This is a genomic window from Halomonas garicola, from assembly GCF_031935715.1.
In the GTDB taxonomy this organism is placed as follows: Bacteria; Pseudomonadota; Gammaproteobacteria; order Pseudomonadales; family Halomonadaceae; genus Vreelandella; species Vreelandella garicola.
The window spans coordinates 42,517-68,631 of sequence record NZ_JASSZF010000015.1 but is presented as its reverse complement, the minus strand read 5'-3'; the positions used below and the strand labels follow the sequence as shown (position 1 = coordinate 68,631).

The window sequence follows — 26,115 nt, the reverse complement described above, 5'->3', positions numbered from 1 at the left end:
ATAGGCTTTCACCCATAGCGGATGGCTCTCTTGGTTCAGGTTCTTGGCGGAACACATTGAATTTTCAAGAGAATACCATCCGCTATCTTCGTTTTCAGGCCGGCCTCATGAATAGGCCGGGTTTACTACTAAATCTTCAGCCCTCAAATGCGTATACCGCCGCAGCATTTGCATGGACTTGTGCCCGCTGATCGCCGCCACTTCCTGGTCAGACAGACCGGCCTCAACCAACCGACTGACGGCCTCATGGCGTAAGTCGTGAAAGCGGAAGTCATCGAGTCCCGCCTGCTTCTTCGCTTGGTTCCAGAGCTTGGTGTAGGCATAGGGGCCGCGCTTGCCATCCTTTCCAGGCTCGCCGAAGAACACCAGGTCGCAGTCGAGCGGGCGCACCGGGTTGTTCAGCGCCTGCTTGAACACCTCGGTGGCGGCCTGAGTCAGCGGCACCAAGCGGGCTTCGTTGTTCTTGGTGTCTGTGAGGCGCACCACGCGGCGTTTCACGTCGACCTGGGAGCGAGTGAGGGTCAGGATCTCTGAGGAGCGCATGCCCGTCTCCAGGGCGATTCTTGCGATCCAGGCCAACATGGGATTGCTGTGCTGCCGTAGCACGGCGAACAGGCGCTTCTCCTCGTCGGCGCTCAGGCGTCGGTCGCGCCCTTCTCCAGGGCTGGGTTTGCGGATGTTTTGGACGGGGTTGTAGGTCAGGCCCAGCCCCCATTCCTGGATGGCCACGGTGTAGAGATGGCCGAGCAAGGCGAGCTCCAGGCGCACGGTATTGGCGCTGATAGGCTGGCCACGATGGCCAATGCTGTTCAGGCGGGTGTCACGGAAGTTGGCAATCAGCTCCGGCGTCAGGGCCGCTAGGGAGTACTTGCCCAAGTGCTCGATCAGCGTGCTGGCCTTGTGGCGCTCGCTCTTTTGGGTGCTGGGCTTCTTGGTGGGTGTGACGTCGGCCAGGTAGCGCTTGAGGGCTGCTTCGAGCGTCATGCGCTCCGAAGCGCTGCGCTGGATATAGACACCGCGCACCATTTCGTCTTCGGTGCGGCGTGCCCAGTCCTGGGCGTCTCGTTTGGTGCGGAAGGTCTTGGCGGTGGTGGGCCAGCCGGTCTTGCGGATGACGGCTTTCCAGCTACCGGCAGGGGTCTTGACGATGGTGGCCATGGAAGTCTCCAGGGGGCTGAAGGATCGGCACTGTACCGAAACTGTACCCTTGGACCATGGGACTCACCAGGCAAAATTCGTAAGACACTGATTTCATTGGTGGGCCCAGCTGGACTCGAACCAGCGACCAAGGGATTATGAGTCCCCTGCTCTAACCACTGAGCTATAGGCCCATATACGGGGGCGTATCATACCGGACGAAGGAAACCGAGACCAGACTTCCGCTGTCAAAATCGCGTTGGATTGTTTACACCTCGCCGGGCGTCCCGGCGACCGGACAGGAGTTTGCCTATGTGGCATCACAGTTGTCGTTGGGCCGCGATATGGGGGTTGGCGTGTTTCAGCGTCGCGTTGCCGGTACAGGCGCAGTGGGCGCTGGCGCCGTCAGCTTCCCAGGTGGGGGTGACAATCACCGAACGTACCGCGACGGAGTCGATACCTCACCAGCACCGGCTGCGCGGGCTTGCCGGCGAGGTAGACGATGACGGCACGCTGCGCTTGCCGCTGCGGCTTAACCAGCTCGACGTGCTGGATCGCTTTGACGAGCTGCCGCCCTGGCTTGCAGGGTTGGCGGATAGGCCACTGGTAACGCTGACGGCAAGCGTGGACACGAGCCGTCTGGACGCCCTGACGCCGGGTAGCGAGCTGGTGGAGAGCGTGATGTTTCACGCCAAAGGGCAGCAGGCGCCGGTACGGCTGCGCTTCAGCCGGCTGGATGAAGAAAGCATTCGCGTGACCCAGGCCGAGCCGCTGTCGCTGGACGCCCGGGAAGTCCGCGATGACCCGGTGGGGCGCAGCGTGCTGGCCCTGCTGGGCTACGACAATATACGCAACGCCATTCCCGTGACCCTGGATGCGCGGCTGGTGCGCGCCGTCGGGTCGCCCGCTCAGCCCTGACGCTCAGCCTTGAACATAGGGCCCGGTGGCCGGCGGGCAGTCGTCTGCGCTACGCGCACCGGCCAAAAACCGTTAACCGGGTCTTGTGACAGGGTCGCGGCATCTATGTATAATAAACGATAATACTGCTTACGTATTGCACGCCTTTTTTCATTATGGTGCACGGCACCAGGCGGGCTGTTCCGGAGGATCCCGGGGCAGCACGCTTGGGTCGTGCCTTTATATGAGGGCGTGTTTTCTTTTCACCAACCAGGCATCGCTGATGGACGACACACAAAACGTCAAGATTAAGGTGCGCGGGTTAAGCAAGGTTTTTGGCAAACACCCCAAAAGAGCCTTGGAGCTGCGTGATCAAGGCTTGGGACGTACCGATATCCTCGATAAGACCGGCCAAACGCTGGCACTTTCCAACATCGATTTCGACGTGTATGAAGGGGAGCTGCTGGTCATTATGGGGCTTTCAGGCTCGGGCAAATCGACCTTGATTCGCTGCCTCAACCGCCTGATTGATATCACCGAAGGGGAAGTCGTCATTGACGACGAAAACATCCCCAAGCTTAGCGACAAGGCGCTGCTGGAATGCCGCCGCCGACACTTCTCCATGGTATTCCAGAACTTTGCCCTGTTCCCCCACCGCACGGTGCAGAAAAACGCCGAATTTGGCCTGGAAATCCGCGGCATCAGCAAAAACAAGCGGTTTAAGCTGGCGCGGGATTCTCTGCATCAGGTTGGGCTTGACGGCTGGGAAGATGCCTACCCCAATCAGCTTTCCGGCGGCATGCAGCAGCGTGTCGGCCTTGCCCGGGCGCTGGCCAACGACGCCAGCGTCCTGCTCATGGACGAGGCCTTCTCGGCGCTCGACCCGCTGATCCGCAAGGACATGCAGCAAGAGCTGATGCAGCTGCAGGCCGAAACCCAGAAAACCACGGTGTTCATTACCCACGACCTCGACGAGGCGCTCAACATCGGGGATCGCATCGTGCTGCTCAAGGGCGGCGAGATCGTCCAGATCGGCACCCCCGAAGAGATCCTGACCAAGCCGGCCGATGACTATGTGCGCCGCTTCATCGAAGGCGTGGACATGTCGCGCATCCTCACCGCGGAAAGCGCCATGCGCCGGGTACGCTCCACCGCTCGCAGTACCGACGGGCCGCGCACGGCGCTCCACAAGATGCGTGAAAACAGCATTGATTCCATCTACGTGACCGGCCGTAACCGTAAGCTGCTCGGCCTGCTCGAGGTCGATGCGGCAAGCCAGGCTGCCGACCAGGGCGCCGACACCATCGCCGACTACATGACCCAGGACTTCCGCAGCGTCACGCCCGACGAGCCAATGCAGAACCTGTTTGCCTTGTTCACCGAGAAAAGCTTTCCCATCGCCGTGGTAGACGACGAGCAGCGCCTGCTGGGCGTTGTGGTGAAAGGTGCCGTCCTGGATGAACTCGCACGGACAGGAGATCAATGATGGATATCGTACGCATTCCCCTCGGGGACTGGATCGAAGGCGGCCTGGACTGGCTGACCAGCGAATATTCCGTGGTCACCCGGAGCATTTCCCGGGTGACGCAAACCGGCATCGACGGCCTGAACGATGCGCTGATGTGGCTCCCCGAATGGGGACTCATGGCGATTGTCGTGCTGCTGTGCTGGCGGGCCTCTTCCATCCGCCTGGGCATCGGCGCCGCTGTCGGCCTGGCGCTGATCTGGAACATGGGCCTCTGGTTTCCGATGATCGAAACGCTGACGCTGGTGGTTATCGCCACCCTGGTCGCGGTGGTCATCGCGCTGCCGGTGGGGATCGCCGCGGCGCTTTCCGAGCGGCTTTACCGAGCGATCATGCCGGTGCTGGACTTCATGCAGACCATGCCGGCGTTTGTCTATCTGATCCCGGCGATTCCGTTTTTCGGCATCGGCTCGGTCTCGGCCATCTTCGCCACGGTGATTTTCTCCATGCCGCCGGCCATCCGCTTTACCACCCTGGGGATTCGCCAGGTGCCGGTGGACCTGATCGAAGCCGCCGACGCCTACGGCGCGACCCGCGGCCAGAAGCTGTTCAAGGTGCAGCTGCCGCTTTCCCTGCCGACGCTGATGGCGGGGATCAACCAGACCATCATGCTGGCGCTTTCCATGGTGGTCATCGCCGCGATGATCGGCGCTGACGGCCTGGGTAGCGAAGTCTGGCGCGCCATCCAGCGCCTGCGCCCGGGTGACGGCTTCGAAGCCGGCATTGCCGTGGTGATTCTGGCCATGCTGCTGGACCGTTTGACCCAGTCGCTGCGCCGCTAAGCTCCACCGATGGCGATGCCGCCCGGCTTGCCAAGTCGCGAGGGCTTTGCCATCCTGTACCGGAGTGATGCAGCGAAAACAGTGCTGTATCATAAAACCAGAGCGTCGCCGAGCGGCGCCTGTCTATCACCAAGGGAGCAACGCTTATGACAACATCAATGCTGACAAAACGCGTTCGCGTCACTTCGCTTGCCCTGCTCGCCGGCGCAGGCCTGGCAGCCGGCGGCACCGCCCATGCCCAGGACAAGGGCACGGTCAACCTGTCCTACGTCGAGTGGGCGTCTACCGTCGCCTCCACCGAAGTCATGAAGGTCGTGCTGGAGCAGGAAGGCTACGAGGTTGACGCCACCTCGCTGTCGGCCGCGGCCATGTGGCAATCCGTAGCCAGCGGCGATACCGACGCTTTCCTCGCCGGCTGGCTGCCCGCCACCCACGAAGACTACTACGCCAAGCTCAAGGATGAACTGGACGACCTTGGCCCCAACCTTGAAGGCGCCAAGCTTGGCATGGTGGTGCCCGAATACAGCGACGTCGACTCCATCGAAGACATGAACGACAACGTCGACAGTTTCAACGGCAAGATTACCGGCATTGATCCGGGCGCCGGCGTCATGCGTCTTACCGAAAAGACCATCGACGAATACGACCTGGACTATGACCTGGTTAGCGGCAGCGGCGCCACCATGACCGCCGCGCTCAAGGCCGCCATCGACAACGATGACGATATTGCCGTGACCGGCTGGACGCCGCACTGGATGCTCGCTCGCTGGGATCTCAAGTTCCTCGACGACCCGAAGGAAACCTACGGCGGTGCCGAAAAGATCCACACCATCGCTCGCCAGGGCCTTGAAGACGACATGCCCGGCGCCTATGCGATTCTGGACGCGTTCGAATGGTCCTCGGACGACATGAACGAGGTCATGCTGATGCAGGAAGAGGGTGATGATCCTGCGGCAGCCGCTGAAAAGTGGGTCGACGAGAACCCGGACAAGGTCGAAGAATGGCTTGACAACTAAGCTCAAGCCCTTTGATTACAGCCACGCTCCAGCGTGGCTGTTTTTATGCCTTGTCTCTGCCTCAAGCCGGCAAAGGAGTTGTGTATGTTTGATCACATCATGGTGCCGATCGACCTTAAGTACGTGGAAACCCTCGAACCGGCGCTTGCCAAGGTGGCCGATCTCGCGCGCCACTACAATGCCACCATCACCTACGTGGGCATCACTTCCAACTCGCCCAACAGCGTAGCCCGCACGCCGGAAGAATATCAGCAAAAGCTCGAAGCCTTTGCGCAGAAGCGCCATGCGGCTCACGGCCGTCCGGTGGCGGCGAAGGTCTACCGCTCCACCGACCCTATCGCCAACCTGGACGACCTGCTGCTCAAGGCCGTTGACGACGTCGGCGCGGATCTGGTCATCATGGCCACCCATCTGCCCCGCTCGCTGGATATCGTGCTTCCGGCCCACGGCGGCACCCTGGCGTCGCGCGCGTCCGCGTCGGTCTTTCTGCTGCGCCACGACCAGGGCTGAGCGGAGCAGTTTCCAGACTACCGGGTCTGCAACACTATTACCGATAAGCCCATCGTCACGCCTGGGGCGTTTTATCACGCTCTCGCATGAGGCGCCTGTGCGACTCACTTCTTGTCTACTTTGAAGGAAAACCGCTTATGGCCAACAAAGAAACGCCGGAGGCATCAGAACAGAGCGCCTCGGAAGGCATTCCCGCGCCGGAGGGCGCAGCCAATCTGATTGATACCGATTACGTGATCGGCCAGGACAACATCGCCACCAGCCGGTTCGGGGTCCCCGTCGACCTTCACAGCGTGGTCTTCACCGTATCCTCGCTGGTGATTTTGCTGTTCGTGGTGATCACCCTGGCGCTGCAGGATCAGGTAGCGCCGGTGTTCACCGGTACGTTTGACTATTTGACCGGCAACCTGAGCTGGGTGTTTCTGCTGGGCGGTAACGTTTTTGTCCTGGTGGCACTGGGGCTTGTGCTGTCGCCGCTGGGCAAGGTGCGCATCGGCGGTGCCAAAGCAACGCCCGACTTCAGCTACGCGGGCTGGTTTGCCATGCTGTTTGCCGCCGGTATGGGCATCGGCCTGATGTTCTACGGCGTGGGCGAGCCGCTGTCCCACTTCGGCACGGCGATGAGCGGCTCGGACGCAGCCCCGCTGGGCGGCGCCGAGGGCAACGCCGAGGCATCGGCGACGCTGGCCATGGCGTCAACCATCTACCACTGGGGCCTCCACCCCTGGGGGGCGTATGCCATCGTCGGCCTGTCGCTTGCCATCTTTGCCTTCAACAAGGGGCTGCCGCTGACCATGCGCTCGATTTTCTACCCGATCCTCGGGGAGCGCATCTGGGGCTGGCCGGGCCACATCATCGATACGCTGGCCGTGTTTGCCACGCTGTTCGGGCTGGCCACCTCGCTGGGGCTGGGTGCCACCCAGGCCTCCACGGGGCTTAACTACCTCTTTGATATCCCCAACACCGACACCACCATGGTGGTGCTGATCCTCGGCATTACCGCCGTGGCGCTGGGCTCGGTGATGGCCGGCGTGGACAAGGGCGTACAGCGCCTGTCCCAGCTCAACATGGCGCTTGCCTTCCTGCTATTGGTGTTCGTGATTGCCGTAGGGCCGACGCTTGCCATTGCTACCGGCTTTTTCAGCAACCTCGGCGCTTACGCGAAAAACCTGCCGGCTCTGGCCAATCCCTTCGGGCGTGAAGACTCGGCCTTTGTGCAAAGCTGGACGGCCTTCTACTGGGCCTGGTGGATTTCCTGGTCGCCCTTTGTCGGCATGTTTATCGCCCGGGTCAGCCGCGGCCGCAGCGTGCGCGAGTTCCTGATCGCGGTACTGCTGGTCCCCATGCTGGTGTCCGTTCTGTGGATGACGGCCTTTGGCGGCACGGCCATTGACCAGATCGTTACCCAGGGCATCTCCACCGTCCAGGACGCCGAGCTGGACCTGCAGCTGTTTGCCATGCTCGGCGAGCTGCCGCTGTCTGCCATTACGTCCTTCGTGGGTATCGTGCTGGTGATCGTGTTCTTCGTGACCTCGTCGGACTCCGGCTCGCTGGTCATCGACTCGATCACCGCCGGCGGCAAGGTCGACGCGCCCAAGCCCCAGCGCATGTTCTGGGCCATCATCGAAGGCGGTATTGCCATTGCGCTGCTGCTGGGTGGCGGCCTGAGCGCGCTGCAGGCGGCGTCGGTTTCAACCGGCCTGCCGTTTACCGTGGTGCTGCTGTTCGGCTGCTACGGGCTGATCAAGGCGCTGATGAGCGAGCCGCGCACCGTATAACCGGAGCACAGCGCAAGAAACGTAAAATGCAAGAAAGCAAAAAAAGGCAGCCCGAGGGCTGCCTTTTTTACGTCTGGCGTACGGGTCAGCACCACAGATCGCCCAGCGGCGTCTGCGGGTGATAATGGGTCGCCACCTGCGCCTGCAAAAGCTCGGCGGTGGCCAGGGCGTCGACCAGCGCGTGGTGCCCCTGGTAGGCGGGCAGGTGATAGCGGGCGCGGCTGGCATTCAGCCGAATGGACACCGGCGGGTGCCCCAGCCAGCGACGAAAGCGGGCCCACCGAGTCTGGCGGTACAGCCGCGCCTCGAGCGACATGGTGTCGATCATGGGAAACAGGACGCCCTCCCCCCGGCGCACGCGCACGGCAGCTTCCAGAAAGGGGCGCTCGATGTTGCGAAAATGCACCACCACGATCCGCCCGGCAAGCATCGGCAGCAGCTCGTCGATGATCGCGTCGAAATCCGGCGCGCGGGCAATTTCCGAGTGGGTGATGTGATGATGGGCGATGGACGAGGCAACCAGCGCCCGCGACGGCTTCACCACCCAATAGCGCCGCCGAGCGAGGGTAATGCGCGAAAACGTAAAGGGCACCACGCCGAGGCTGACAATGGCATGGCGGCGCTCGTCCAGGCCGGTGGTTTCCATATCAAGCGCTACCATCGGCACCTCGGAGATCGGCGTGTCCCACGACGGTAGCGGCGTGGCGAAATAGCGTTTCACGGCGGCGTCCCGGGCCTTATCGGCGCGGGCGCGCATGTAGGCGGCCCAGTCAGCCCTGACGATTTTCTGGCGCGGCCGGATAGCCGGCATTAACGCCGCTCCGTCTGCCCGCCGACCATGGGATAGCGGAACTTGAGAAACTTCTGGGCGTTGCTCAGCACCTGGAAAGCGTCTTTCAGCGTGTGGCGCTCGCTGCTTTCGACGTTTTCCGGCTCGATGTTGTTGTTCGGCTCCCGGCCTTTACCAATATCGATGGCCTGGTGGCGCAGACGCGATATGCACAAAAACTCGAAAGCATAGCGCAGCTTGTCGCTAACGCCCGAGGCCAGAAGCCGGGTCTGATGAATATCGTCAAGCCGCTCGAAGGAGTTCTGGGCGCTCGAGCCGCAGGCCAGGGCATGGATGCGAATCAGGTCCACCATGGGCGCGGTGCCGCGACGCTTGAGGTTGATGGAGTTGTTGTGCTTGCCGTCCTGCTCCATCACGAAGGTGCGGAAAAACCCCAGCGGCGGCGTGCGGTTCAGGGCGTTACGCGCCATGGCCGCGAGAAACTGCGGCGAGCGCGGCGCCTGCTCGGTCACCAGGTCCTGCAGCTCCTCGACCAGCTCCGCTTCGCCGTAGGCGCTGTCCAGATCAAAAAAGATCGAGCTGTGCAGCAGAGTTTCGGGCGTGGGCTCGCTCATCCAGCCCCGAAAATAGCCTTTCCAAACCTCCAGCGGTTGGCGCCAGCGGGCGTTGGTCGCCATGATATCGCCTTTGCAATAGGTGTAGCCGCAGGTGTCCAGCCCGTCGCTGACAAAGGTCGCCAGCCGGCGGAAGTAGTCGTCGTGCTCTTCCGGATCAAAGGCATCATCAAGCACCAGGGCGTTATCCTGATCGGTGACGATACCCTGCTCGTTGCGCGCCATGGAGCCGTTGACCATGAACGCATAGGGCACCGGCGGCGGGCCCAGCGAGTCCTCGGCAAGCTCGCACAGCCGGCGAGTGAAGCTGCGCCCGACGGTAGAAAGCGCGCTGCCAACCATCTGCGAATTGGCGCCCTCCTCTACCATGCGCACAAAGGCCGCGCGGACGTCCGGCGCCAGCCGCGCCAGCCCTTCCACGCTCAGGCGGCTGAAAATATTGCTGACCAGGTAGAGCCCGCTGTGGGTTTCGTAGCGAATGATATCGGACAAATGAACGATGCCCAGGGGCCGCCGGCGGTGAAGCACCGGCAGGTGGTGCACGTTGTTGCGCAGCATGACCAGCATGGCTTCGTAGATCGAGACGTCCGCCTGCACGCTGACCAGCACCTGCGATGCCGCATCGCCTATTGCCGTCTGTGCCGATAACCCCCGGGCGACGATGCGGGTGCGAAAGTCGGTGTTGGTCATGATGCCGCGGATCCGGCGCATTTCGCTGCCGTCGTGAAAGCAGCGCAGCGTATCCCCGGTGCACGGCTCGGTGACCAGCAGCGCCGAGGCCTGGTCTTCACTCATCTGGCGGGCGGCGTCCTGGACGCTGGTATCCACGTTGACCATGACCGGCGCGCGCGACAAAAGGCGCCGTATCCGGGTGACCATCATGTCGTTGGATTCGCGCTGCTCTTCGGCCGCGGACTCGAGCCGCGGGCGCTCCAGCTCAACAAAGTCGGCAAAGTGTTCATCGGCGTCGCACAGCTGCTGAAACACGGCATCGGGGATAAAATAGATCAGCGTGTCTTCAATGGCCCTGGCCGGAAACCGCACCACGTGATCGCGCAGCAGGTGAAAGTGGCCGAAGATGTCGCCTTCACCCAGGCGGTTGTACAAATCGCCCTGACGGCGGTAGACCTCGACCGCGCCGCTGCGTATATAGCAAAATTCGTCGACGTGGGCATTGAGCAGCAGTATATCGCTACCCGTCTTGAAGTAGCGCACCTCGATGTGACCTGCCAGCTCGTCCAGCAGCGCCTCGCTCAGCGCATCGAAGGGCGGGAACTGGCTCATGTGCTGGCGAATTTCCATCAGCTCGGCGTCCATACTGCCTCCTGAGCGTTATCGGTAGCGGCGTGGGCTTATTCTGGAACGCCTTTCGCCCCCGGTAAAGCGCGCAGCGGGCGCCCACAAAAAATCCCGGCGCAACACGCCGGGATTGTTCATGCCCTGCCAAAGGCAAAGCTTACAAGCGAGGCTGCCGGCGCGGAGGCGCCGAAGCGGGGAATGCCTCAGGACTGCCCGGCCATCTCCTGGACGCGCTGCATCATTTCGGGATCCTGCTGGATCGCCTGACCAATGGCGTTGAAGGTGTCGACGTCCAGGCCGCTGTTCTCGACGATCTGGATCATTTTCTCGTTGGCTTCAGCACGAACTTCCTGCTGTGATTCTTCGTCATCAGCCGACTGCAGACGCTCGGTATACTCCTGGGAGACAACGGCGATTTCCTGAGATGCATCGGCGAACTGCTGCAGCTGCTGATCGCTGAAGTCCTGCGCCTGCGCTTCGGCGCTGGGCGCCTGGCTCTGGGCAGTGTCCGCGGATTGCTGCGCCTGGGCGGTGCCCGCCATCAGACCGGTGGCGAATAGGGCTGCGGAGAACAAGGCAGTAAAACGTGGCATGAAATAAAACCTCATGTGATGCATGTTGAATGTGTCCCTGTGACGGCGCTTTATCGTACAGGTTCCCTCTTTCATGTTTCAAAATGTAATAAAGCCGTTTATCAACGTGCCGGACGGCGGCAGTAGCCGGCCTCCGGCCCCACTCTTTTTGGAATGATCTTCCTGAAACAATTGGCCCTGGAGCAACAAGCGACATGATCCATCCATCCCTGCGCCAGCCCGGCGCGCTTGGCCTGGCGGCCATGCCGGGGCTGTTCGTGCTGCTGTGGAGCACGGGCTTCATCGGCGCCAAGTTCGGCCTGCCCTACGCGGAACCACTCACCTTTCTGTGGCTGCGCTGCGCCTTTACGCTCCTCGTCCTGGCGCCGCTGGTGCTGGTCAGGCGCATGCCCTGGCCGTCGGGCGCGAGGCTTTGGGGGCACATTGCCGTCTCGGGGCTGCTGGTCCACGGCGCCTACCTGGGCGGGGTGTTTTACAGCATCGAGCTTGGCATGCCCGCCGGGCTCACGGCCCTGCTGGTGGGCTTGCAGCCGCTGCTGACGGCGGCCTTTGCCGGGCCGCTGCTGGGCGAACGGCTGGGCCGGCTTCAGTGGCTGGGGCTCGCTCTGGGGCTGGTCGGTATCAGCCTGGTGCTGGGCAGCAAGCTCGACTTCAGCGACTCGCTGTTTCAAGGCTTCGGCATCAAAGCGCTGGCAAGCGTCACCGTCGCCCTGCTGGGCATCTCCCTGGGCACGCTTTACCAGAAGCGCTTTTGCACGCACATGCCGCTGCTCTCCGGCGCGGTCATTCAATACCTGGCCGCGGGTGCCCTGTTCACCCTGGGAGCGGGGCTGTTCGAGACGCGCCAGGTCATCTGGACGCCCACCTTTATCCTCACCCTTGGCTGGCTGGTTCTGATTTTATCCATCGCCGCGATCCTGCTGCTGCTGGCGCTGATAAAAAAAGGCGCAGCGTCGCGGGTGGCGAGCCTGTTTTATCTGGTGCCGCCGGTTACCGCGCTGGAAGCCTGGTGGCTGTTTGACGAGCGCCTGCCCTGGCCGGGCCTTGTGGGCATGGCCATCGCCATTGGCGGCGTGGTTCTGGTAGCCCGTACCGCGCCTGCCGCCAGCAAACACACCTAACCCCCGGCAGCCGACCGTTGGGTCCACGGCCAGGGGCAAGGCACAGGCTGATACGAACGAAAACGAAGGGTTACGGCTGGGTCAGGTGCTCAAGATAGCCGGTGCCGCCGAGATTCCCCATCTGCCGGCGAATCCAGCGGCTGCGCTGCTCCACGCTTGCCGAGGGCCGGGCGGCGCTGCGCGTCAGCGGGCTTGGCAGAATGGCCGCCAGCAGGCTTGCCTGGCGGCCGTCAAGCTCGTTTGCCGGCACGCCGAAGTAGTGCTGCGCGGCGGCTTCCAGCCCGAACACGCCGCGATCCCACTCGGCGACGTTGAGATAGACGTCGAGAATGCGCTGCTTGCCCCAGAAAAGCTCGATCAGCAGGGTAAACCAGGCCTCGAAGCCCTTTCGCAGCCAGCTGCGCCCGCTCCACAGAAACACGTTCTTGGCGGTCTGCTGGCTGAGCGTGCTGGCACCGCGCAGCCGCCCGCCGTTGCCGCTGGTATCCAGCGCCCGGCGGATCTCCACGAAGTCAAAGCCGCTGTGCCGAGGAAACCGCTGGTCTTCGGCCGCAATGACGGCGATCCGCGCCGTGTCGCTCAGCGCGCTACGGCCGCGCCAGCGGTAGTCGATCGAGAGCGGCTCGCGCGCTACCCAGCTTTGCACCTTGCGCTCGACCATCACCATCGACCCCGGCAGCGGCACGACGCGAAACAGCAGCACCAGCGCCACGGAGACCAGCACAAAGGCCAGCGCCAGGCGCCATAGCAGCCGCGCCACCCGCTGCCAAAGCCGTCCGGCGGCGAGGCGCAGGCGCTCCTGCCGGCGGGGGGTGGCCCCCTGCCGGGCGGTGGATGAACGAGGCTTACCGGCTCCCTTCTGACGCCGGGAGCGGGTAGCCGGCCGGCTGGGTTTATTTATACAGGTGCTCGGCGTGGTAGCGCAGGTGGTCTTCAATGAACGAGGCAATGAAGAAGTAGCTGTGATCGTAGCCCGGCTGGCGACGCAGCGTCAGCGGATGGTCGTGCTTGGCGCACACCGCTTCCAGATTCTCGGGCTTGAGCTGCTCTTCGAGGAACTGGTCGGCCTCGCCCTGATCGATGAACAGCCGCTGGCGCGAAGCGCCGTTGGCCACCAGCTCGCAGGCGTCGTACTGGCGCCAGCTGGATACGTCCTCGCCCAGGAGGTGGGTAAAGGCCTTTTGTCCCCAGGGGCACTCCATCGGGTTGACCATCGGGGCAAACGCCGAGACCGAGCAGAAGCGGCCAGGGTGGCGCAGCGCCAGCATCAGGGCACCGTGACCGCCCATGGAATGGCCGCTGATGGACTCGCGCCCGTTCACCGGGAACTGCAGGCGGACTACCGAGGGCAGCTCTTCTACCAGGTAGTCATACATATGGTAGTGGGCTTTCCACGGCGCCTGGGTGGCGTTGATGTAAAAGCCCGCGCCCGACCCCAGGTCAAAGCTGTCGTGCTCGCCGGGAACGTTGGTGCCCCGCGGGCTGGTGTCCGGGCAGACAATGGCCACACCCAGCTCCGCCGCCATGCGGTGGGCTCCGGCTTTCTCCATGAAGTTCTGGTCGTTGCAGGTCAGCCCCGACAGCCACCACAAAAGCGGCACCCGCTCGTCCTCGGCCTGGGGCGGCAGATAGACGGCGAAGATCATGTCGCAATCAAGCGCCCTCGAGTAGTGGCGATAGCGCTTGTGCCAGCCGCCAAAACTACGATTTTCCGACACTAACTCCAAGGTTTCACTCATGCTCATGGCAGGCTCCTGTTGATACCTGGCGCAGCGATGCGCAAAGCGCGGCACGCGGCCGCGCGAATGGAACTGACGCTTGTTGCCAAGCGCGGGTGACGTTAGCCGTCACGCTCAATAGTGCAGCACGGTGCGAATACTTTCACCGGCGTGCAGCAGGTCAAAGGCTTCGTTGATTTTCGCAAACGGCATGTTGTGGGTAACGAAATCGTCGATGTTGATTTCGCCCTTCATGTACTGGTCGACATAGCCGGGAAGCTCGGTGCGCCCCTTGACGCCGCCAAACGCCGAGCCTTTCCAGACACGGCCGGTCACCAGCTGGAACGGCCGCGTGGCAACTTCTTCGCCGGCGCCGGCGACGCCGATGATGATCGACTCGCCCCAGCCCTTGTGGCAGCACTCAAGCGCCGAGCGCATGACGTTGACGTTGCCGATGCATTCAAAGGAGTAGTCCACGCCGCCGTCGGTCAGATCGACAATGACTTCCTGGATCGAGTCGTTGTAGTCCTTGGGATTGACGAAGTCGGTGGCGCCGAACTGCTCGGCCAGCTTGAACTTCTCCGGGTTGACGTCGATGGCGATGATACGGCTGGCCTTGGCCATCAGCGCGCCCTGAATCACCGCCAGGCCGATGGCGCCGAGGCCGAACACCGCTACCGTCGCACCGGGCTCGACCTTGGCCGTGTTCATCACCGCGCCGATGCCGGTGGTCACGCCGCAGCCCAGCAGGCAGATCTTGTCCATCGGCGCTTCCCTGGACACCACCGCGAGCGACACTTCGGGCAGCACGGTATATTCGCTGAAGGTGGAGCAGCCCATGTAGTGGTGAAGCTTCTTGCCGTCCAGCGAGAAGCGCGAGGTGCCGTCGGGCATCACGCCCTTGCCCTGGGTAGCGCGCACCGCGCCGCACAGGTTGGTCTTGCCCGACAGGCAGAACTTGCACTTACCGCACTCGGCGGTATACAGCGGAATGACGTGGTCGCCGGGCTTGACGCTGCTGACCCCGGGGCCAACGTCTTCGACAACGCCCGCGCCTTCGTGGCCCAGCACCGCCGGGAAGTTGCCTTCCGGGTCGGCGCCGGACAGCGTGTAAGCGTCAGTGTGGCACACGCTGGTAGCCACCAGCCGCACCAGCACCTCGCCTTCCTTCGGCCCTTCCACATCAATCTCGGCAAGCTCCAGCGGCTTGCCGGCTTCCAGCGCCACGGCAGCACGTGATTTCATTATCTGTCTCCTTGTCGAGGGTACCGCCACGACCTCCGAGGTCGGGCATTGGCACCTGATATCTTCTATATATTACAGCATCTTGCCATCTTTGCAGCCATGCCGCGCGGCGTTGCTCGCTTTGACCGAGGCAATGGCATTGCGCTCGCGGCAGAGCACCGAGTTGTCCCCGCCGACTTTCAGGCTAACTGTCAAGATAGCCGGCAGGCGCTTCTCTTTATACCTATTCCTTCATACCTATCATTTCATACCTATCACTTCACACCTGTATAATCTGCAAATTTGCCGGCATGGCTGGATGCGCGCCGGGGCACAACGCGATATACTCACATACATCTTTGCATGTTTAACCACCGACCAGAGCTTGCCGGCATACGCCGGTGCGCATTTCAGGACGTATGATGCACTATCCCAAATCTTCGTGGCCCATTCATACCAGCGCGCTCTTTCTGCGCGCCACGCTGTATCTCCTTGTCACCGGCGCCATTGCCCAGGGGGCCTATATGGAGGCTCTGTATCTGCCCAAAACGCTGCAGTTTTCCGAGCTGGGCTTCATTGAGCTCAACCAGACGGTCTTTTTGGCGCTCTCCTGCGGCCTCCTGCTCTATGTGCGCCAGCGGCTTCAGGTATGGCCCATGGTCACGCTATTGCTGCTGGCGTTTATCGGCTCGTCGCTGATTCGCGAGCAGGATGCGCTGCTCGACCACTACGCCGGCAGGCACGTCTGGAAGATACTCGTCACGATCGTCATCCTCCCCATTGTGGTGTGGGTCGGGATTCACTGGCGGCGCTTTCTTGACGAGCTTTATGAATACAGCAACAGCTTTTCGCTGGGGCTGTTTACCGCCGGTCTTTTCACCACTTACGCCTTTTCCCGGCTGTACGGGCGCAAGATCTTCTGGCAGGCCATCATGGAAGACCATTATCTGGGCGACATCAAAAGCATGGCGGAAGAAGTCGTGGAGCTGCTGGGCTACAGCCTGATCCTGTTTGCCATGATCGAGCTTTTACTGCTGGCACGGCGCATTTACCACGCCCGTCAGCAGACCGCTCCGGACAGCTGACGCGGCCCCGGCCACGCAGCAGACGCCGTAAAAAGCCCGCCGTGTGACTCACCGGCGGGCTTTTTTCATGCGCCCCGTTTCCAGGGCGAAACGGGCAGCGGACGCACGCTACTCGTCGAGGAAGGAGCGCAGCGGCTCCGAGCGGCTCGGATGGCGCAGCTTGCGCAGCGCCTTGGCCTCGATCTGGCGGATACGCTCCCGGGTGACGTCGAACTGCTTGCCGACCTCTTCCAGGGTGTGATCGGTGTTCATGTCGATACCGAAGCGCATGCGCAGCACCTTGGCCTCCCTCGCGGTGAGCCCGCCGAGCACGTTGCGCGTGGACTCGACCAGGCCCTCGCCGGTGGCCAGATCGATGGGCAGCATCATGGTGCTGTCCTCGATGAAGTCGCCCAGGTGCGAGTCGTCGTCGTCGCCGATGGGCGTTTCCATGGAGATCGGCTCCTTGGCGATCTTGAGCACCTTGCGCACCTTGTCCTCGGTCATTTCCAGGCGCTCGCCCAGCTCTTCCGGCGTCGGCTCGCGGCCCATTTCCTGCAGCATCTGGCGCGATACCCGGTTGAGCTTGTTGATCGTTTCGATCATGTGCACCGGAATGCGGATGGTGCGCGCCTGGTCGGCAATCGAGCGGGTGATCGCCTGGCGGATCCACCAGGTGGCGTAGGTCGAGAACTTGTAGCCGCGACGGTATTCGAACTTGTCCACCGCCTTCATCAGGCCGATATTGCCCTCCTGGATCAGGTCCAGAAACTGCAGGCCGCGGTTGGTGTACTTCTTGGCAATCGAGATCACCAGGCGCAGGTTGGCCTCGACCATTTCCTTCTTCGCCCGGCGCGCCTTGGCCTCGCCGATGGAAAGCTTGCGGTTGACTTCCTTCAGCTCGCCGACGTTGAGCCGCACCATGTTCTCTTCGAAAGCGATCTTGCGCTGGTAGCGACGGATATCGGCGCGCAGCGGTTCGAGGCGGTCGGCGTAGCGCGGCGAGGCTTCCTGAAAGTCGTCCAGCCAGTCCTTGCGCGACTCGTTGCCGGGAAACGCCTTGATGAACGTCTTGCGCGGCACCTTGGCCTTTTTCACGCACAGCTGCATGATGCCCTTTTCCTGGGCGCGCACCTGCTCCACGCTGATGCGCACCTGCCCCACCAGGCGCTCGAAGTGCTTGGGCACCAGCTTGATCGGCGAAAACAGCTCGGCCAGGCGTGCCTGACGCGCCTTGAGCTCTTCGCTGCCGCGGCCGTACTTTTCAAACGCGGCCTCGACGGCTGCGTTTTTCTCGCGGATCTGCTCGAAGCGCGCCCGGGCTTCTTCCGGGTTCGGTCCGCCTTCGTTGGCGGTGGTCTCTTCTTCCTCGTCGGGATCGTCGCTGGGCTCGGGCTCGATTTCCTCGGGCTCGGCGACGTTGGGAATGCCGCCGTCGGGGTCGATGAAGCCGGAAAACAGGTCCGACAGCCGGCCCGGCGCCTCTTCGTCCTGGGTGGCGTCGTAGGCGTCGAGAATCGAGTTTACCGCACCGGGCAGGTAAGCCAGCGCCGACATCACCGCGCGGGTGCCTTCCTCGATGCGCTTGGCGATCTCGATCTCGCCTTCCCGGGTCAGAAGCTCCACCGTACCCATCTCGCGCATGTACATGCGCACCGGGTCGGTGGTGCGGCCGACGTCGCTTTCCACGGCGGCAAGGGCGGCAACCGCTTCCTCGGCCGCGGACTCGTCGGTGGACTGATCCGACATCATCAGGGTGTCTTCGTCAGGAGCGACTTCGACGACGCTGATCCCCATGTCGTTGATCATGCCGATGATGTCTTCCACCTGATCGGGATCGGCGATATCCTCGGGTAGATGATCGTTGACCTCGGCATAGGTAAGGTAGCCCTGCTCCTTACCTTTCGCGATCAACTCCTTCAGACGCGACTGCTGCTGCGCATTTCCAGCCATAGAAACCCTATCTCGACGAAGAAGAATGAAGCACCTGACGCGCAAGTGACGTGCCAGAAGCGCCCGGAAAGCCGAACAGTATAGCGTCGGCCGCGGGCGCCTTCCAGCACGGTTTGTTTGCGCCGCTATTCAGGTGTGTTAGCTTGTTTGGTTTAGCCAGCATCTGGCAATTGGTCAACTATGTGGTAGCAAAGAGCGGCAAATTCAACCCCGGACCCGGTATTCGGGTGCCCGCAACGCTCCCGCTGCGCGCCTCGCCGGCTGCATCACTGCGCCCCGGCGAGCTCCACCAGCAGGCTTGCCAGACGCTGCTTCTGCGTTTTATCCAGCTTCTCTCCGGCCCGCTCCCGGGCCAGCAAAGCCTCGTACTCTTCCCGCGGCGAGCGCGCCCGCTGGGTGCGCTGCAAATACTGCACCAGCCCTTCGAGCTCGGCCCTGCGCGCCGAGCGCGGAATCAACAGCTCCCGCCGGGCCAGGGCCCCGAGCGTGCGGCCCTGGGCGCTGCCCTGAAAGTGCGACAGCACCACCTGAGGGCTGGTGTAGCGCCCGGCCTGCAAGAGCGCGATCAGCTCGCGGCATAGCTGCCCCGCGGCGCTTTCCGGCAGCCACTCGAGCGCCTCGGGCAGCGCCTCCACCAGGCGCGGCTCGTGCAGGAGCAGCTGCAGCACCCGGCCCTCGGGCGAGAGCACCTCGAGCGCCGGCGATTCCGCCGACGCCTCCTCGACCGGCCCTGCCGTCTGCGGCGGCCGGGAGGGCGGTACCGGCTCGGCGGCGGGCCCTGGCCGGGCCTGCTGCTGGCGGGCCAGCAGCGTTTCGAGCTGCGCCTGGCGCAGGCCGCTGCGCTCGGCCAGTTCCTCAAGCAGCATGGATTGGAGCATGCCGTCGGGCATTTTGTTCAATGCCGCCAGCACGTCGCTGGCAAACCGTTCGCGCCCTTCCACCGCCTGCAGATCGCGCCCCTCTGCCGCCTGCTCGAACAGAAACTCCGACAGCGGCATGGCGCAGGTCACGCGGTCGGTAAACGCCTGGGCGCCTTCCCGACGCACCATGTCATCCGGGTCGTCGCCCTCGGGCAGGAACAAAAAGCGCGCCTCGCGCCCGTCGAGCATCTGCGGCAGCGCCGTTTCCAGCGCCCGGCGGGCGGCCTGGCGCCCGGCGCGGTCGCCGTCAAAGCAGAACACCACCCGGTTGACCAGGCGAAAGAGCCGCTTCAGGTGCTCTTCGGTGGTGGCCGTGCCCAGGGTCGCCACGGCGTTTCTCACGCCGAACTGGGCCAGCGCCACCACGTCCATGTAGCCCTCGACGATGACCAGCTGCTCGGGCCGCTGGGGCGCCCGGCGCGCTTCGTAAAGGCCGTAAAGCTCGCGCCCCTTGTGAAACACCGGGGTTTCCGGCGAGTTCAGATATTTGGGTTTGGCGTCGCCCATCACCCGGCCGCCAAAGGCAACGGTACGCCCGCGCCCGTCGCGAATGGGGAACATCACCCGGTCGCGGAAACGATCGTAGGTGCGCCCGCTGTCTTCGCGGTGGATCAGCAGCCCGTACTCGATCTGCACCGCTTCGCTGACGCCGCGCTCGTCGAGGTGGCGCTTGAGCGCCTCCCAGCTGTCCGGGGCGTAGCCAATGCCGTAGGTGTCGATCACCTCCGCCGACAGGCCCCGCTCCTCCAGGTAGCGGCGCGCCGCCTGGCCTTCGGGCATCACCCGCCGCTCGCGGTAGAAACTTGCGGCAAGCTCGAGCAGATTGACGCCCTGCTTGCGCTTTTTTTCGCGCTGCTGGGCGTGGGGGTCGTCGGCGCCTTCGCGCTCGACCTCAAGCCCCAGGCTCGCGGCCAGCTGCTCCACCGCGTCGGGAAAGCCCAGCCGTTCGTATTCCATCAAAAAGCGTAGGGCATTTCCGTGGGCGCCGCAGCCGAAGCAGTGGTAAAACTGCTTGTCGGCGCTAACGGTAAAGGACGGCGATTTTTCCTGGTGGAAGGGGCAGAGCCCCGCATGGTTGCGACCGGCCTTCTTCAGCTGCACCCGGGCACCGACGACTTCCACGACGTCCACCCGGGCGAGCAGGTCATCGATAAAATGCTGTGGAATACGGCCAGCCATGGACTGTCTGCCTCCGACCGTCGCGGCCCGCAAGTGCCGGGCCAGGGATGCTGCCGGGCTGAGGTGATGCCACAGTCTCAGCGACCATCGCCTCAGATACCATAGCCTCAGAGACCACCGTATCGCCTATGGCATCATCATCTATGGCATCACCGCAGCCCGTCGGCGGTTATTGACGGATAAAAAAACAAACGGCCACCGGACGGCGGCCGTTTGGCGTCCTTCCAGGAAGAGTGGCCTTGGCCACCCTTCCGGTACGGATCAATAGAGCCGTTCGAACCGCTTACGCTCACGCTGAAGCTTCTTCGCGTGGCGCTTGACTGCGGCAGCCGCCTTGCGCTTGCGCTCGGCCGTCGGCTTTTCGTAGCTTTCGCGACGACGAACCTCGGACAAAACGCCGGCTTTTTCACAGGAACGCTTGAAACGACGCAGGGCGACGTCAAACGGCTCGTTATCGCGTACTTTTACAGAAGGCATTAAGCACTCACCTACCTTAAGGAGTCTTGATGGCGGATAGTCCGTACACGCGCAAGGCGCGTTAGACACCTTTCGTGCACGATCTGATTTTTACAGCGCACAATATTCTAGTAGCGAACCCCTTTTTTTGCAAATAGGTCCGAGGATTTCCCCTCAACGCCGGCACACGAAGATGCTAAACTCGCCGGTTTACTCCGCCTGTCTTCAGGTCTTTACGTCACGGGGAAATCCGCTATGCGCGTACTGGGCATCGAAACGTCCTGCGATGAAACCGGCGTGGCCGTTTACGACACCGCGCTTGACGGCGGCGACGGCCTGCTGGCCGACGCCCTGTACAGCCAGGTGACCATGCACGCCGAGTACGGCGGCGTGGTACCGGAGCTTGCGTCGCGCGATCACACCCGCAAACTGCTGCCGCTGGTGGAGCAGGTACTGGCAGACGCGGGCATGACCCGCCGCGAGCTTGACGGCGTCGCCTATACCGCGGGCCCGGGCCTGGTCGGCGCGCTGATGGTGGGCGCGGCCACCGCCCACGGCATGGCCCGGGCGCTGGATATCCCCGCCCTTGGCGTGCACCACATGGAAGGCCACCTGCTCGCACCCATGCTGGAAGACGACGCCCCGGCGTTTCCCTTCGTCGCGCTGCTGGTCTCCGGCGGGCATACCCAGCTGGTGGAAGTTCAGGAGCTGGGGCGCTACCGGCTACTCGGCGAGTCCGTGGACGACGCCGCCGGTGAGGCCTTCGACAAGACCGCCAAGATGCTCGACCTGCCCTACCCCGGCGGCCCTCACGTCGCAAAGCTTGCCGAACAGGGCGACCCCGGGCGGTTTCGCTTCCCCCGGCCCATGACCGATCGCCCGGGGCTTAACTTCAGCTTCTCCGGACTCAAGACCCACACCCTGACCGCCATTCGCAAGCTCGACGACGCCGGCGAGCTTACGCCCCAGGGCCGGGCGGATGTCGCCCGGGCCTTCGAGGACGCCGTGGTCGACACCCTGGTGATCAAATGCCGCCGGGCGCTTGACGACACCGGCCTCAAGCGGCTGGTGGTCGCCGGCGGAGTCAGCGCCAACGTGCGGCTGCGTGAGGGGCTTAATCAGGCCTGCAGCAAACGCCGCGCCCGGGCCTTCTACCCCCGCGGGCGCTTTTGCACCGACAACGGCGCAATGATTGCCTACGTCGGCGCCCGGCGCCTGGAAGCCGGCGAGCGCGACACCGCCGGCCGGATGCAGGCCACCCCGCGCTGGCCGCTCGAACAGCTGCGCGCGCCCGGCAGCGCCGATACCAGAGTGGAGACCCCGGCACCATGAGCGACCGTATTCTAATCGAAGCGCTTGAGGTGGAGACGGTAATCGGCGTCTACGACTGGGAGCGCACGATTCAGCAGCGTCTCAGTCTGGACCTGGAGCTTGCCACGGACATTCGTCCGGCGGCGGCCACCGACGATCTGGCGCTGACCCTTAACTACGCCGCGCTCTGCGAGCGCATTCAGACGTTTGCCGCCGAGCATCGCTTCGAGCTGGTGGAAACCTTTGCCGAGCGGCTAGTGGCCGCGCTGCGCGAGGAGTTTGGCATTGCCGGCGTCACGCTTACCCTGCGCAAGCCCGGTGCGGTGCCCGCGGCGGCAAGCGTGGGGCTGAAAATGACTCGAGGCAGCTTTGCCGCGCCGGCGCATACAGAAGGCGGCGCTGAAACGTGAGCGAGTCACGTCAAATTCTGCTGAGTCTGGGCAGCAACGAAAACGCGCTTGCCAACCTGCGCCGCTGCCTTGGCGCCCTTGAGGCACGCTTTGGCGAGATTCAGGCGTCAACGGTGTATCAAAGCGCTGATGTGACCGCTCCCGACGCAGGGCCTGCGCCCGCCTCTCACGGCGTAATTTCCCATAGCCCCGTCTTCCACAACATGGTCGTGGCGTTTACAAGCGACGCCTCGCCGGCGGAGATAAAAGCCTGGGGCAAGGCGCAGGAGCGCGCCCAGGGCCGCCTGCCCCAAAGCGCCGGCGCGAGCACCCACCCCATCGACATCGACCTTCTCGCCGTGGGCGAGCTGCGCGGCGAGTTTGAAAGCGAAGATGGCGCCATTGACCTGCCCCACGGCGACATCCTGCGCCACGCCTTTGTCCTCAGGCCCCTGGCCGAGCTCCTGCCCGACGCCCGCCACCCGCGGGAAGGCACCGTCTACGCCGAGCTTTGGCAGCGCGCTCGGGCAAGCGAACGGTTTGCCCGGCAGCCGCTGCGGCCGGTGGCCTTTAACCGCTAGCCGGCGTCACCCAGCGCCCGGGCAACGGCCTCCCGGCGAACGATGCCGATTTGTCTGCCCAGCGCCGCGCCCCGATAGCCTTCGGCCATCAGCGCCTGGGGGCTTACCGCGGCGGCGCCGTCAAGGGCCGCTTCCAGCACCGCGTGCCGCCGCTCCGGCGCCAGCACCTTGACCAGCGCCAGCTGGGCCCGGGCGCGCTCGGGCTTGCGCCAGCTGTCCTGGCCGTCAAGCCAGGCCATTACCGCTTGTGTCGTCAGCGGCTCGCCGACCAGCCGCGCCGTGGCCGCGCTTTGGCGGGCCAGCTGCGCCACCGCCCGGGGCAGCTTCAAGCGCGCGGCAAGCGCTTCGCGCTCCGCGTCAGAAAGCGGCGTCACCAGCCGCGCATAGCGCCAGTGGGAAAGCGCGATGGCCGGCCAGTCCGGCACTGTCTGCATGGCGGCGAGGCAGGCGTCCAGCCGGCTTTCGGGAACGCTGCCGGGTGCCGCCGCAATTTCTGCCCACCAGACGGCAAGCGCCTCGCACTCGGCAAGCGCCTTGAAGTAGGCGTCGGGGCTTTGCTCGCCCAGGGCTTTCTCGCTTTCCGTCCAGACGCGCTCGGCGGCCAGATGCGAAAGCTCGCCGCTGCGGCTCACTTCGCGCATCAGCGCCCGGGTATCCGGGGCTACGGTGAAGCCCAGGTGGGCATAGCGGGCGAGAAAGCGCGCGGTGCGCAAAACCCTAAGCGGGTCTTCGGCAAAGGCGGCGGAAACGTGGCGCAGCACGCGGCGCTCAAGGTCATCGCGGCCGCCGTAGGGGTCGACAAGCGTGCCGCCCGGCGCTTCGGCGATGGCGTTGATGGTCAGATCCCGGCGGACCAGATCGTCTTTCAGAGTAACGTCGGGGCTTGAGTGAACGGTAAAGCCCGAGTAGCCGTGGCCGGCCTTGCGCTCGGTGCGCGCCAGGGCATACTCCTCGGCGGACTCCGGGTGGAGAAACACCGGAAAATCCCGGCCCACGGGCTTGAAGCCGCGCCGGCGCATTTCCTCGGGCGTGGCGCCGACGACGACCCAGTCGTTATCCCACACCGGGCGGCCAAGCAGCGCGTCGCGCACCGCGCCGCCCACGCGGTAGACCTCAAGGCCCGCTTCGGGAGCGGGCTTGCTCGCTTTCGGCCGCGGCATCAGGCCTCCTGGGGTTGGCGGCTGGGCACCCGGGTGCGTTTCCCGGTCTCGAGCTCAAGCGCGGTAAGCGTGCCGCCCCAGGCGCAGCCGGTATCCAGCGCCCGGGCATCGACCCGAGCGCCGGGCGTCTGGCCTTCAAGGGCCGCCCAGTGGCCGAACAGCAGGGTGGCGTCGTCCCCCCGAGGGAAGCGAAACCAGGGCTCAAAGCCGTCAGGAGCGCTTGCCAGACCGCGCTTGGCGGTAAACTCCAGCCGCCCGTCGGCGTCGATAAAGCGCATGCGCGTCATGGCGTTGACGATAAAGCGCAGCCGGTCCATGCCTTCCAGATCGTCGCGCCAGCGGCTGGGCTCATCGCCAAACAGCCGCTCAAGAAAGGCCCCGGCCTGCTCGGCGGCGAGCGCCGCTTCCACCTCGGCGGCCAGGGCTTGGGCCTGATCAAGCCCCCACTCGGGCAAAAGCCCGGCGTGGACCATCAGGGTATTGTCCCGGCGCACCGTCAGCGGCCGGCTTTGCAGCCAGTCCAGCAGCGCGCCGCCGTCGGCGGCGTTGACGATAGACGCAAAGGCGCTTCGGGGCTTTATCCTGCCGCCCCGGGCGGCGACCAGAAAATGCAGATCGTGGTTGCCAAGCACGCAGCGGGCGGCGTCACCCAGCGCTCGGACTTCGCGCAGGCAGGCAAGGGAGTCCGGCCCGCGGTTGACCAGGTCCCCGACCAGCCAGGCGCGGTCCCGGCGCGGGTCGAACGACAGCGCTTCCAGCAGGTCGACAAATTCGGCGTGGCAGCCGTGCAGGTCGCCGATGACATAGGTGCTCACATAACCCTCCTGGGCGCCGGTTAGTGAATAGCGGCCGGCTGAGCCAAGCGAAACGGCGCGACCGGGGCATCAAAGGGCCGCTGGGTAGTGGTATCGAGCAGCGTGTAGGCGCCTTCCATGATGCCCACCGGGGTGTCGAGCACCGCGCGGCTGGTGTAGCGGAAATGCTGGCCCGGGCCAATCAGCGGCTGCTGGCCGATCACGCCCTTGCCGCGCACCTCGCGGACGTCGCCGCTGCCCTGGGTGATTTTCCAGTAGCGCGCCAGCAGCTGGACGCTGCGGCCGCCCTGGTTATACAGGGTGATGGTGTAGCTGAACACGTACTGTGACTCGGCCTCCCGGGATTCGTCCGCGCGGTAGCGGGGCGTGACGCTGATACGGATCGCCGGCTCGGCGGCGCTTGGATCAACGGTCTCGGCGGCGCGCTCGGTGTCATGTTCGCTCACGTCCTGTCTCCTTCCCGGGATGCGGATGCTTCGCTGTGTGTCACGGCGTTGGCCAGGCGCACAAACTCCTCGACGGAGAGGGTCTGGGGGCGACGGCGCGGATCGATATCCAGCGCCTCAAGCGTGTCGGCGCCCACGCGGCCCTTGAGGTTGTTGCGCAGGGTCTTGCGTCGCTGGCCGAAGGCCTGCTTGACCAGGTCAAACAGCAGCGCCGGATCGTCCGCCACGTGGGGCAGCTCGGCGTGGGGGGCGAGCCGCACGATCGCCGAGTCCACCGCCGGGCTCGGCACAAAGGCCTCCGGCGGCACGCTGAACAGCTGCTCGACCCGGCAGTGATACTGCGCCATGACCGAAAGCCGCCCCCAGTCCGGCCCGCCGGGTTCGGCGGCCAGCCGCTCGACCACCTCTTTTTGCAGCATGAAGTGCATATCGGCCACCGCGCTGCCCGCGCCCAGCAGATGAATAATCAGGGGCGTGGCGACGTTGTAGGGCAGGTTGCCCACCACCCGCAGCGGCGGGCCGTCGCCGCGCAGCTCGGCAAAATCGTACTTGAGCGCGTCGCCTTCGTGGATGACAAAGCCCGGGTAGTTGAAAAACTGCACCCGCAGCCCGGGGATCAGGTCGCGGTCCAGCTCGATCACGTCGAGGCCGTCGGCGGCGTCCAGCAGCGGCTCGGTCAGCGCCCCCTGCCCCGGGCCGATCTCCACCAGGCGCTCGCCCGGGCGCGGGTGGATGGCCCCGACGATGCGCGCGATAACGCCCGCGTCGCGGAGGAAGTTCTGCCCGAAGCGTTTACGGGCGCGGTGATGCAGCACTGATGCCATGAAACGGGTTCCC

At 64.1% G+C, this 26,115-nt stretch carries 25 protein-coding genes and 1 tRNA gene; 11 read left to right on the top strand and 15 right to left on the bottom strand.

Going from position 1 to position 26,115, the window contains the following annotated elements; translation table 11 throughout:
- Positions 1–105: 105 nt before the first annotated feature.
- Together RS027_RS07375 and RS027_RS07370 are read right to left on the bottom strand one after the other, a co-directional pair.
- Complete coding sequence (locus RS027_RS07375) at positions 106–1,158, bottom strand: tyrosine-type recombinase/integrase (protein ID WP_311955562.1); 1,053 nt, start codon at positions 1,156–1,158, stop codon at positions 106–108.
- Between the two features lie 97 nt (positions 1,159–1,255).
- Positions 1,256–1,331 (bottom strand) — tRNA-Ile (locus tag RS027_RS07370).
- A gap of 118 nt (positions 1,332–1,449) precedes the next feature.
- Between RS027_RS07370 and RS027_RS07365 the strand changes: the two genes are divergently transcribed.
- From RS027_RS07365 to RS027_RS07340, 6 genes are all read left to right on the top strand, one after another.
- Positions 1,450–2,055 carry a hypothetical protein gene (locus tag RS027_RS07365; RefSeq protein WP_311955561.1) on the top strand — a complete coding sequence of 202 codons (606 nt, stop codon included), beginning with the start codon at positions 1,450–1,452 and terminating at the stop codon, positions 2,053–2,055.
- A 262-nt stretch (positions 2,056–2,317) separates the two neighbouring features.
- Entirely contained in the window at positions 2,318–3,520 is a 1,203-nt protein-coding gene (locus RS027_RS07360) for a quaternary amine ABC transporter ATP-binding protein (protein ID WP_311955560.1), read from the top strand.
- The gene (locus RS027_RS07355; RefSeq protein ID WP_311955568.1) at positions 3,520–4,341 is read left to right on the top strand and encodes an ABC transporter permease; all 822 of its coding nucleotides are present in this window, start codon (positions 3,520–3,522) and stop codon (positions 4,339–4,341) included. The genes RS027_RS07360 and RS027_RS07355 overlap by 1 nt, the downstream gene beginning before the upstream one ends.
- Before the next feature lie 146 nt (positions 4,342–4,487).
- Positions 4,488–5,357: a glycine betaine ABC transporter substrate-binding protein gene (locus RS027_RS07350; RefSeq protein ID WP_311955559.1), complete on the top strand. Its 870-nt coding sequence runs from the start codon at positions 4,488–4,490 to the stop codon at positions 5,355–5,357.
- A gap of 84 nt (positions 5,358–5,441) precedes the next feature.
- Positions 5,442–5,867 (top strand): universal stress protein, encoded by a 426-nt coding sequence (locus RS027_RS07345; protein WP_311955557.1) that lies wholly within the window; start codon positions 5,442–5,444, stop codon positions 5,865–5,867.
- 137 nt (positions 5,868–6,004) lie between these two features.
- Positions 6,005–7,645, top strand: coding sequence for a BCCT family transporter (locus RS027_RS07340; RefSeq protein WP_311955555.1), 1,641 nt, complete (start codon positions 6,005–6,007; stop codon positions 7,643–7,645).
- A gap of 85 nt (positions 7,646–7,730) precedes the next feature.
- On the opposite strand, the gene RS027_RS07335 is transcribed toward RS027_RS07340, so the two are convergent.
- From RS027_RS07335 to RS027_RS07325, 3 genes are all read right to left on the bottom strand, one after another.
- Positions 7,731–8,456 carry a 3'-5' exonuclease gene (locus RS027_RS07335; protein ID WP_311955554.1) on the bottom strand — a complete coding sequence of 242 codons (726 nt, stop codon included), beginning with the start codon at positions 8,454–8,456 and terminating at the stop codon, positions 7,731–7,733.
- Positions 8,456–10,366 (bottom strand): DUF294 nucleotidyltransferase-like domain-containing protein, encoded by a 1,911-nt coding sequence (locus RS027_RS07330; RefSeq protein ID WP_311955553.1) that lies wholly within the window; start codon positions 10,364–10,366, stop codon positions 8,456–8,458. Before RS027_RS07330 ends, RS027_RS07335 begins: the two co-directional genes overlap by 1 nt.
- Positions 10,367–10,551: 185 nt before the next feature.
- On the bottom strand, positions 10,552–10,941 hold the full coding sequence (locus tag RS027_RS07325) for a DUF4168 domain-containing protein (protein ID WP_311955551.1): 390 nt from the start codon (positions 10,939–10,941) through the stop codon (positions 10,552–10,554).
- A gap of 194 nt (positions 10,942–11,135) precedes the next feature.
- On the opposite strand from RS027_RS07325, the gene RS027_RS07320 reads away from it, so the two are divergent.
- A complete protein-coding gene (locus RS027_RS07320; RefSeq protein WP_311955550.1) occupies positions 11,136–12,062 on the top strand; it encodes a DMT family transporter in 927 nt (308 codons plus the stop codon).
- A gap of 70 nt (positions 12,063–12,132) precedes the next feature.
- On the opposite strand, the gene mtgA is transcribed toward RS027_RS07320, so the two are convergent.
- From mtgA to RS027_RS07305, 3 genes are all read right to left on the bottom strand, one after another.
- On the bottom strand, positions 12,133–12,822 hold the full coding sequence (mtgA, locus tag RS027_RS07315; protein WP_311955548.1) for a monofunctional biosynthetic peptidoglycan transglycosylase: 690 nt from the start codon (positions 12,820–12,822) through the stop codon (positions 12,133–12,135).
- 133 nt (positions 12,823–12,955) lie between these two features.
- Positions 12,956–13,807, bottom strand: coding sequence for an S-formylglutathione hydrolase (gene fghA, locus RS027_RS07310; RefSeq protein ID WP_311955547.1), 852 nt, complete (start codon positions 13,805–13,807; stop codon positions 12,956–12,958).
- Positions 13,808–13,915: 108 nt separating this feature from the next.
- A complete protein-coding gene (locus RS027_RS07305; protein ID WP_311955546.1) occupies positions 13,916–15,025 on the bottom strand; it encodes an S-(hydroxymethyl)glutathione dehydrogenase/class III alcohol dehydrogenase in 1,110 nt (369 codons plus the stop codon).
- A gap of 401 nt (positions 15,026–15,426) precedes the next feature.
- On the opposite strand from RS027_RS07305, the gene RS027_RS07300 reads away from it, so the two are divergent.
- Positions 15,427–16,089, top strand: a complete 663-nt coding sequence (locus tag RS027_RS07300; protein ID WP_311955544.1) for a hypothetical protein — start codon at positions 15,427–15,429, stop codon at positions 16,087–16,089.
- A gap of 108 nt (positions 16,090–16,197) precedes the next feature.
- Here the strand turns inward: RS027_RS07300 and rpoD are convergent, their stop codons facing one another.
- The 3 genes from rpoD to rpsU form a co-directional block, all read right to left on the bottom strand.
- Positions 16,198–18,021 (bottom strand): RNA polymerase sigma factor RpoD, encoded by a 1,824-nt coding sequence (rpoD, locus tag RS027_RS07295; protein WP_311955542.1) that lies wholly within the window; start codon positions 18,019–18,021, stop codon positions 16,198–16,200.
- Positions 18,022–18,287: 266 nt separating this feature from the next.
- Entirely contained in the window at positions 18,288–20,120 is a 1,833-nt protein-coding gene (gene dnaG / locus RS027_RS07290) for a DNA primase (RefSeq protein ID WP_311955540.1), read from the bottom strand.
- A 261-nt stretch (positions 20,121–20,381) separates the two neighbouring features.
- Positions 20,382–20,597 carry a 30S ribosomal protein S21 gene (gene rpsU / locus RS027_RS07285; RefSeq protein ID WP_017430978.1) on the bottom strand — a complete coding sequence of 72 codons (216 nt, stop codon included), beginning with the start codon at positions 20,595–20,597 and terminating at the stop codon, positions 20,382–20,384.
- Between the two features lie 234 nt (positions 20,598–20,831).
- On the opposite strand from rpsU, the gene tsaD reads away from it, so the two are divergent.
- The 3 genes from tsaD to RS027_RS07270 are packed head-to-tail and all read left to right on the top strand — an operon-like array spanning position 20,832 to position 22,857.
- Complete coding sequence (gene tsaD / locus RS027_RS07280; RefSeq protein WP_311955539.1) at positions 20,832–21,908, top strand: tRNA (adenosine(37)-N6)-threonylcarbamoyltransferase complex transferase subunit TsaD; 1,077 nt, start codon at positions 20,832–20,834, stop codon at positions 21,906–21,908.
- Complete coding sequence (gene folB, locus RS027_RS07275) at positions 21,905–22,297, top strand: dihydroneopterin aldolase (protein WP_311955537.1); 393 nt, start codon at positions 21,905–21,907, stop codon at positions 22,295–22,297. Before tsaD ends, folB begins: the two co-directional genes overlap by 4 nt.
- On the top strand, positions 22,294–22,857 hold the full coding sequence (locus tag RS027_RS07270) for a 2-amino-4-hydroxy-6-hydroxymethyldihydropteridine diphosphokinase (RefSeq protein ID WP_311955535.1): 564 nt from the start codon (positions 22,294–22,296) through the stop codon (positions 22,855–22,857). The genes folB and RS027_RS07270 overlap by 4 nt, the downstream gene beginning before the upstream one ends.
- Here the strand turns inward: RS027_RS07270 and RS027_RS07265 are convergent.
- The 4 genes from RS027_RS07265 to rsmA are packed head-to-tail and all read right to left on the bottom strand — an operon-like array spanning position 22,854 to position 26,102.
- Complete coding sequence (locus tag RS027_RS07265) at positions 22,854–24,017, bottom strand: tRNA nucleotidyltransferase/poly(A) polymerase-related protein (protein WP_311955533.1); 1,164 nt, start codon at positions 24,015–24,017, stop codon at positions 22,854–22,856. The two genes, RS027_RS07270 and RS027_RS07265, sit on opposite strands and share 4 nt — an antisense overlap.
- Entirely contained in the window at positions 24,017–24,832 is an 816-nt protein-coding gene (locus RS027_RS07260; RefSeq protein ID WP_311955531.1) for a symmetrical bis(5'-nucleosyl)-tetraphosphatase, read from the bottom strand. The genes RS027_RS07265 and RS027_RS07260 overlap by 1 nt, the downstream gene beginning before the upstream one ends.
- Before the next feature lie 20 nt (positions 24,833–24,852).
- On the bottom strand, positions 24,853–25,215 hold the full coding sequence (gene apaG, locus RS027_RS07255; protein WP_311955566.1) for a Co2+/Mg2+ efflux facilitator ApaG/CorD: 363 nt from the start codon (positions 25,213–25,215) through the stop codon (positions 24,853–24,855).
- 59 nt (positions 25,216–25,274) lie between these two features.
- On the bottom strand, positions 25,275–26,102 hold the full coding sequence (rsmA, locus tag RS027_RS07250) for a 16S rRNA (adenine(1518)-N(6)/adenine(1519)-N(6))-dimethyltransferase RsmA (protein WP_311955529.1): 828 nt from the start codon (positions 26,100–26,102) through the stop codon (positions 25,275–25,277).
- Positions 26,103–26,115 lie beyond the last annotated feature (13 nt).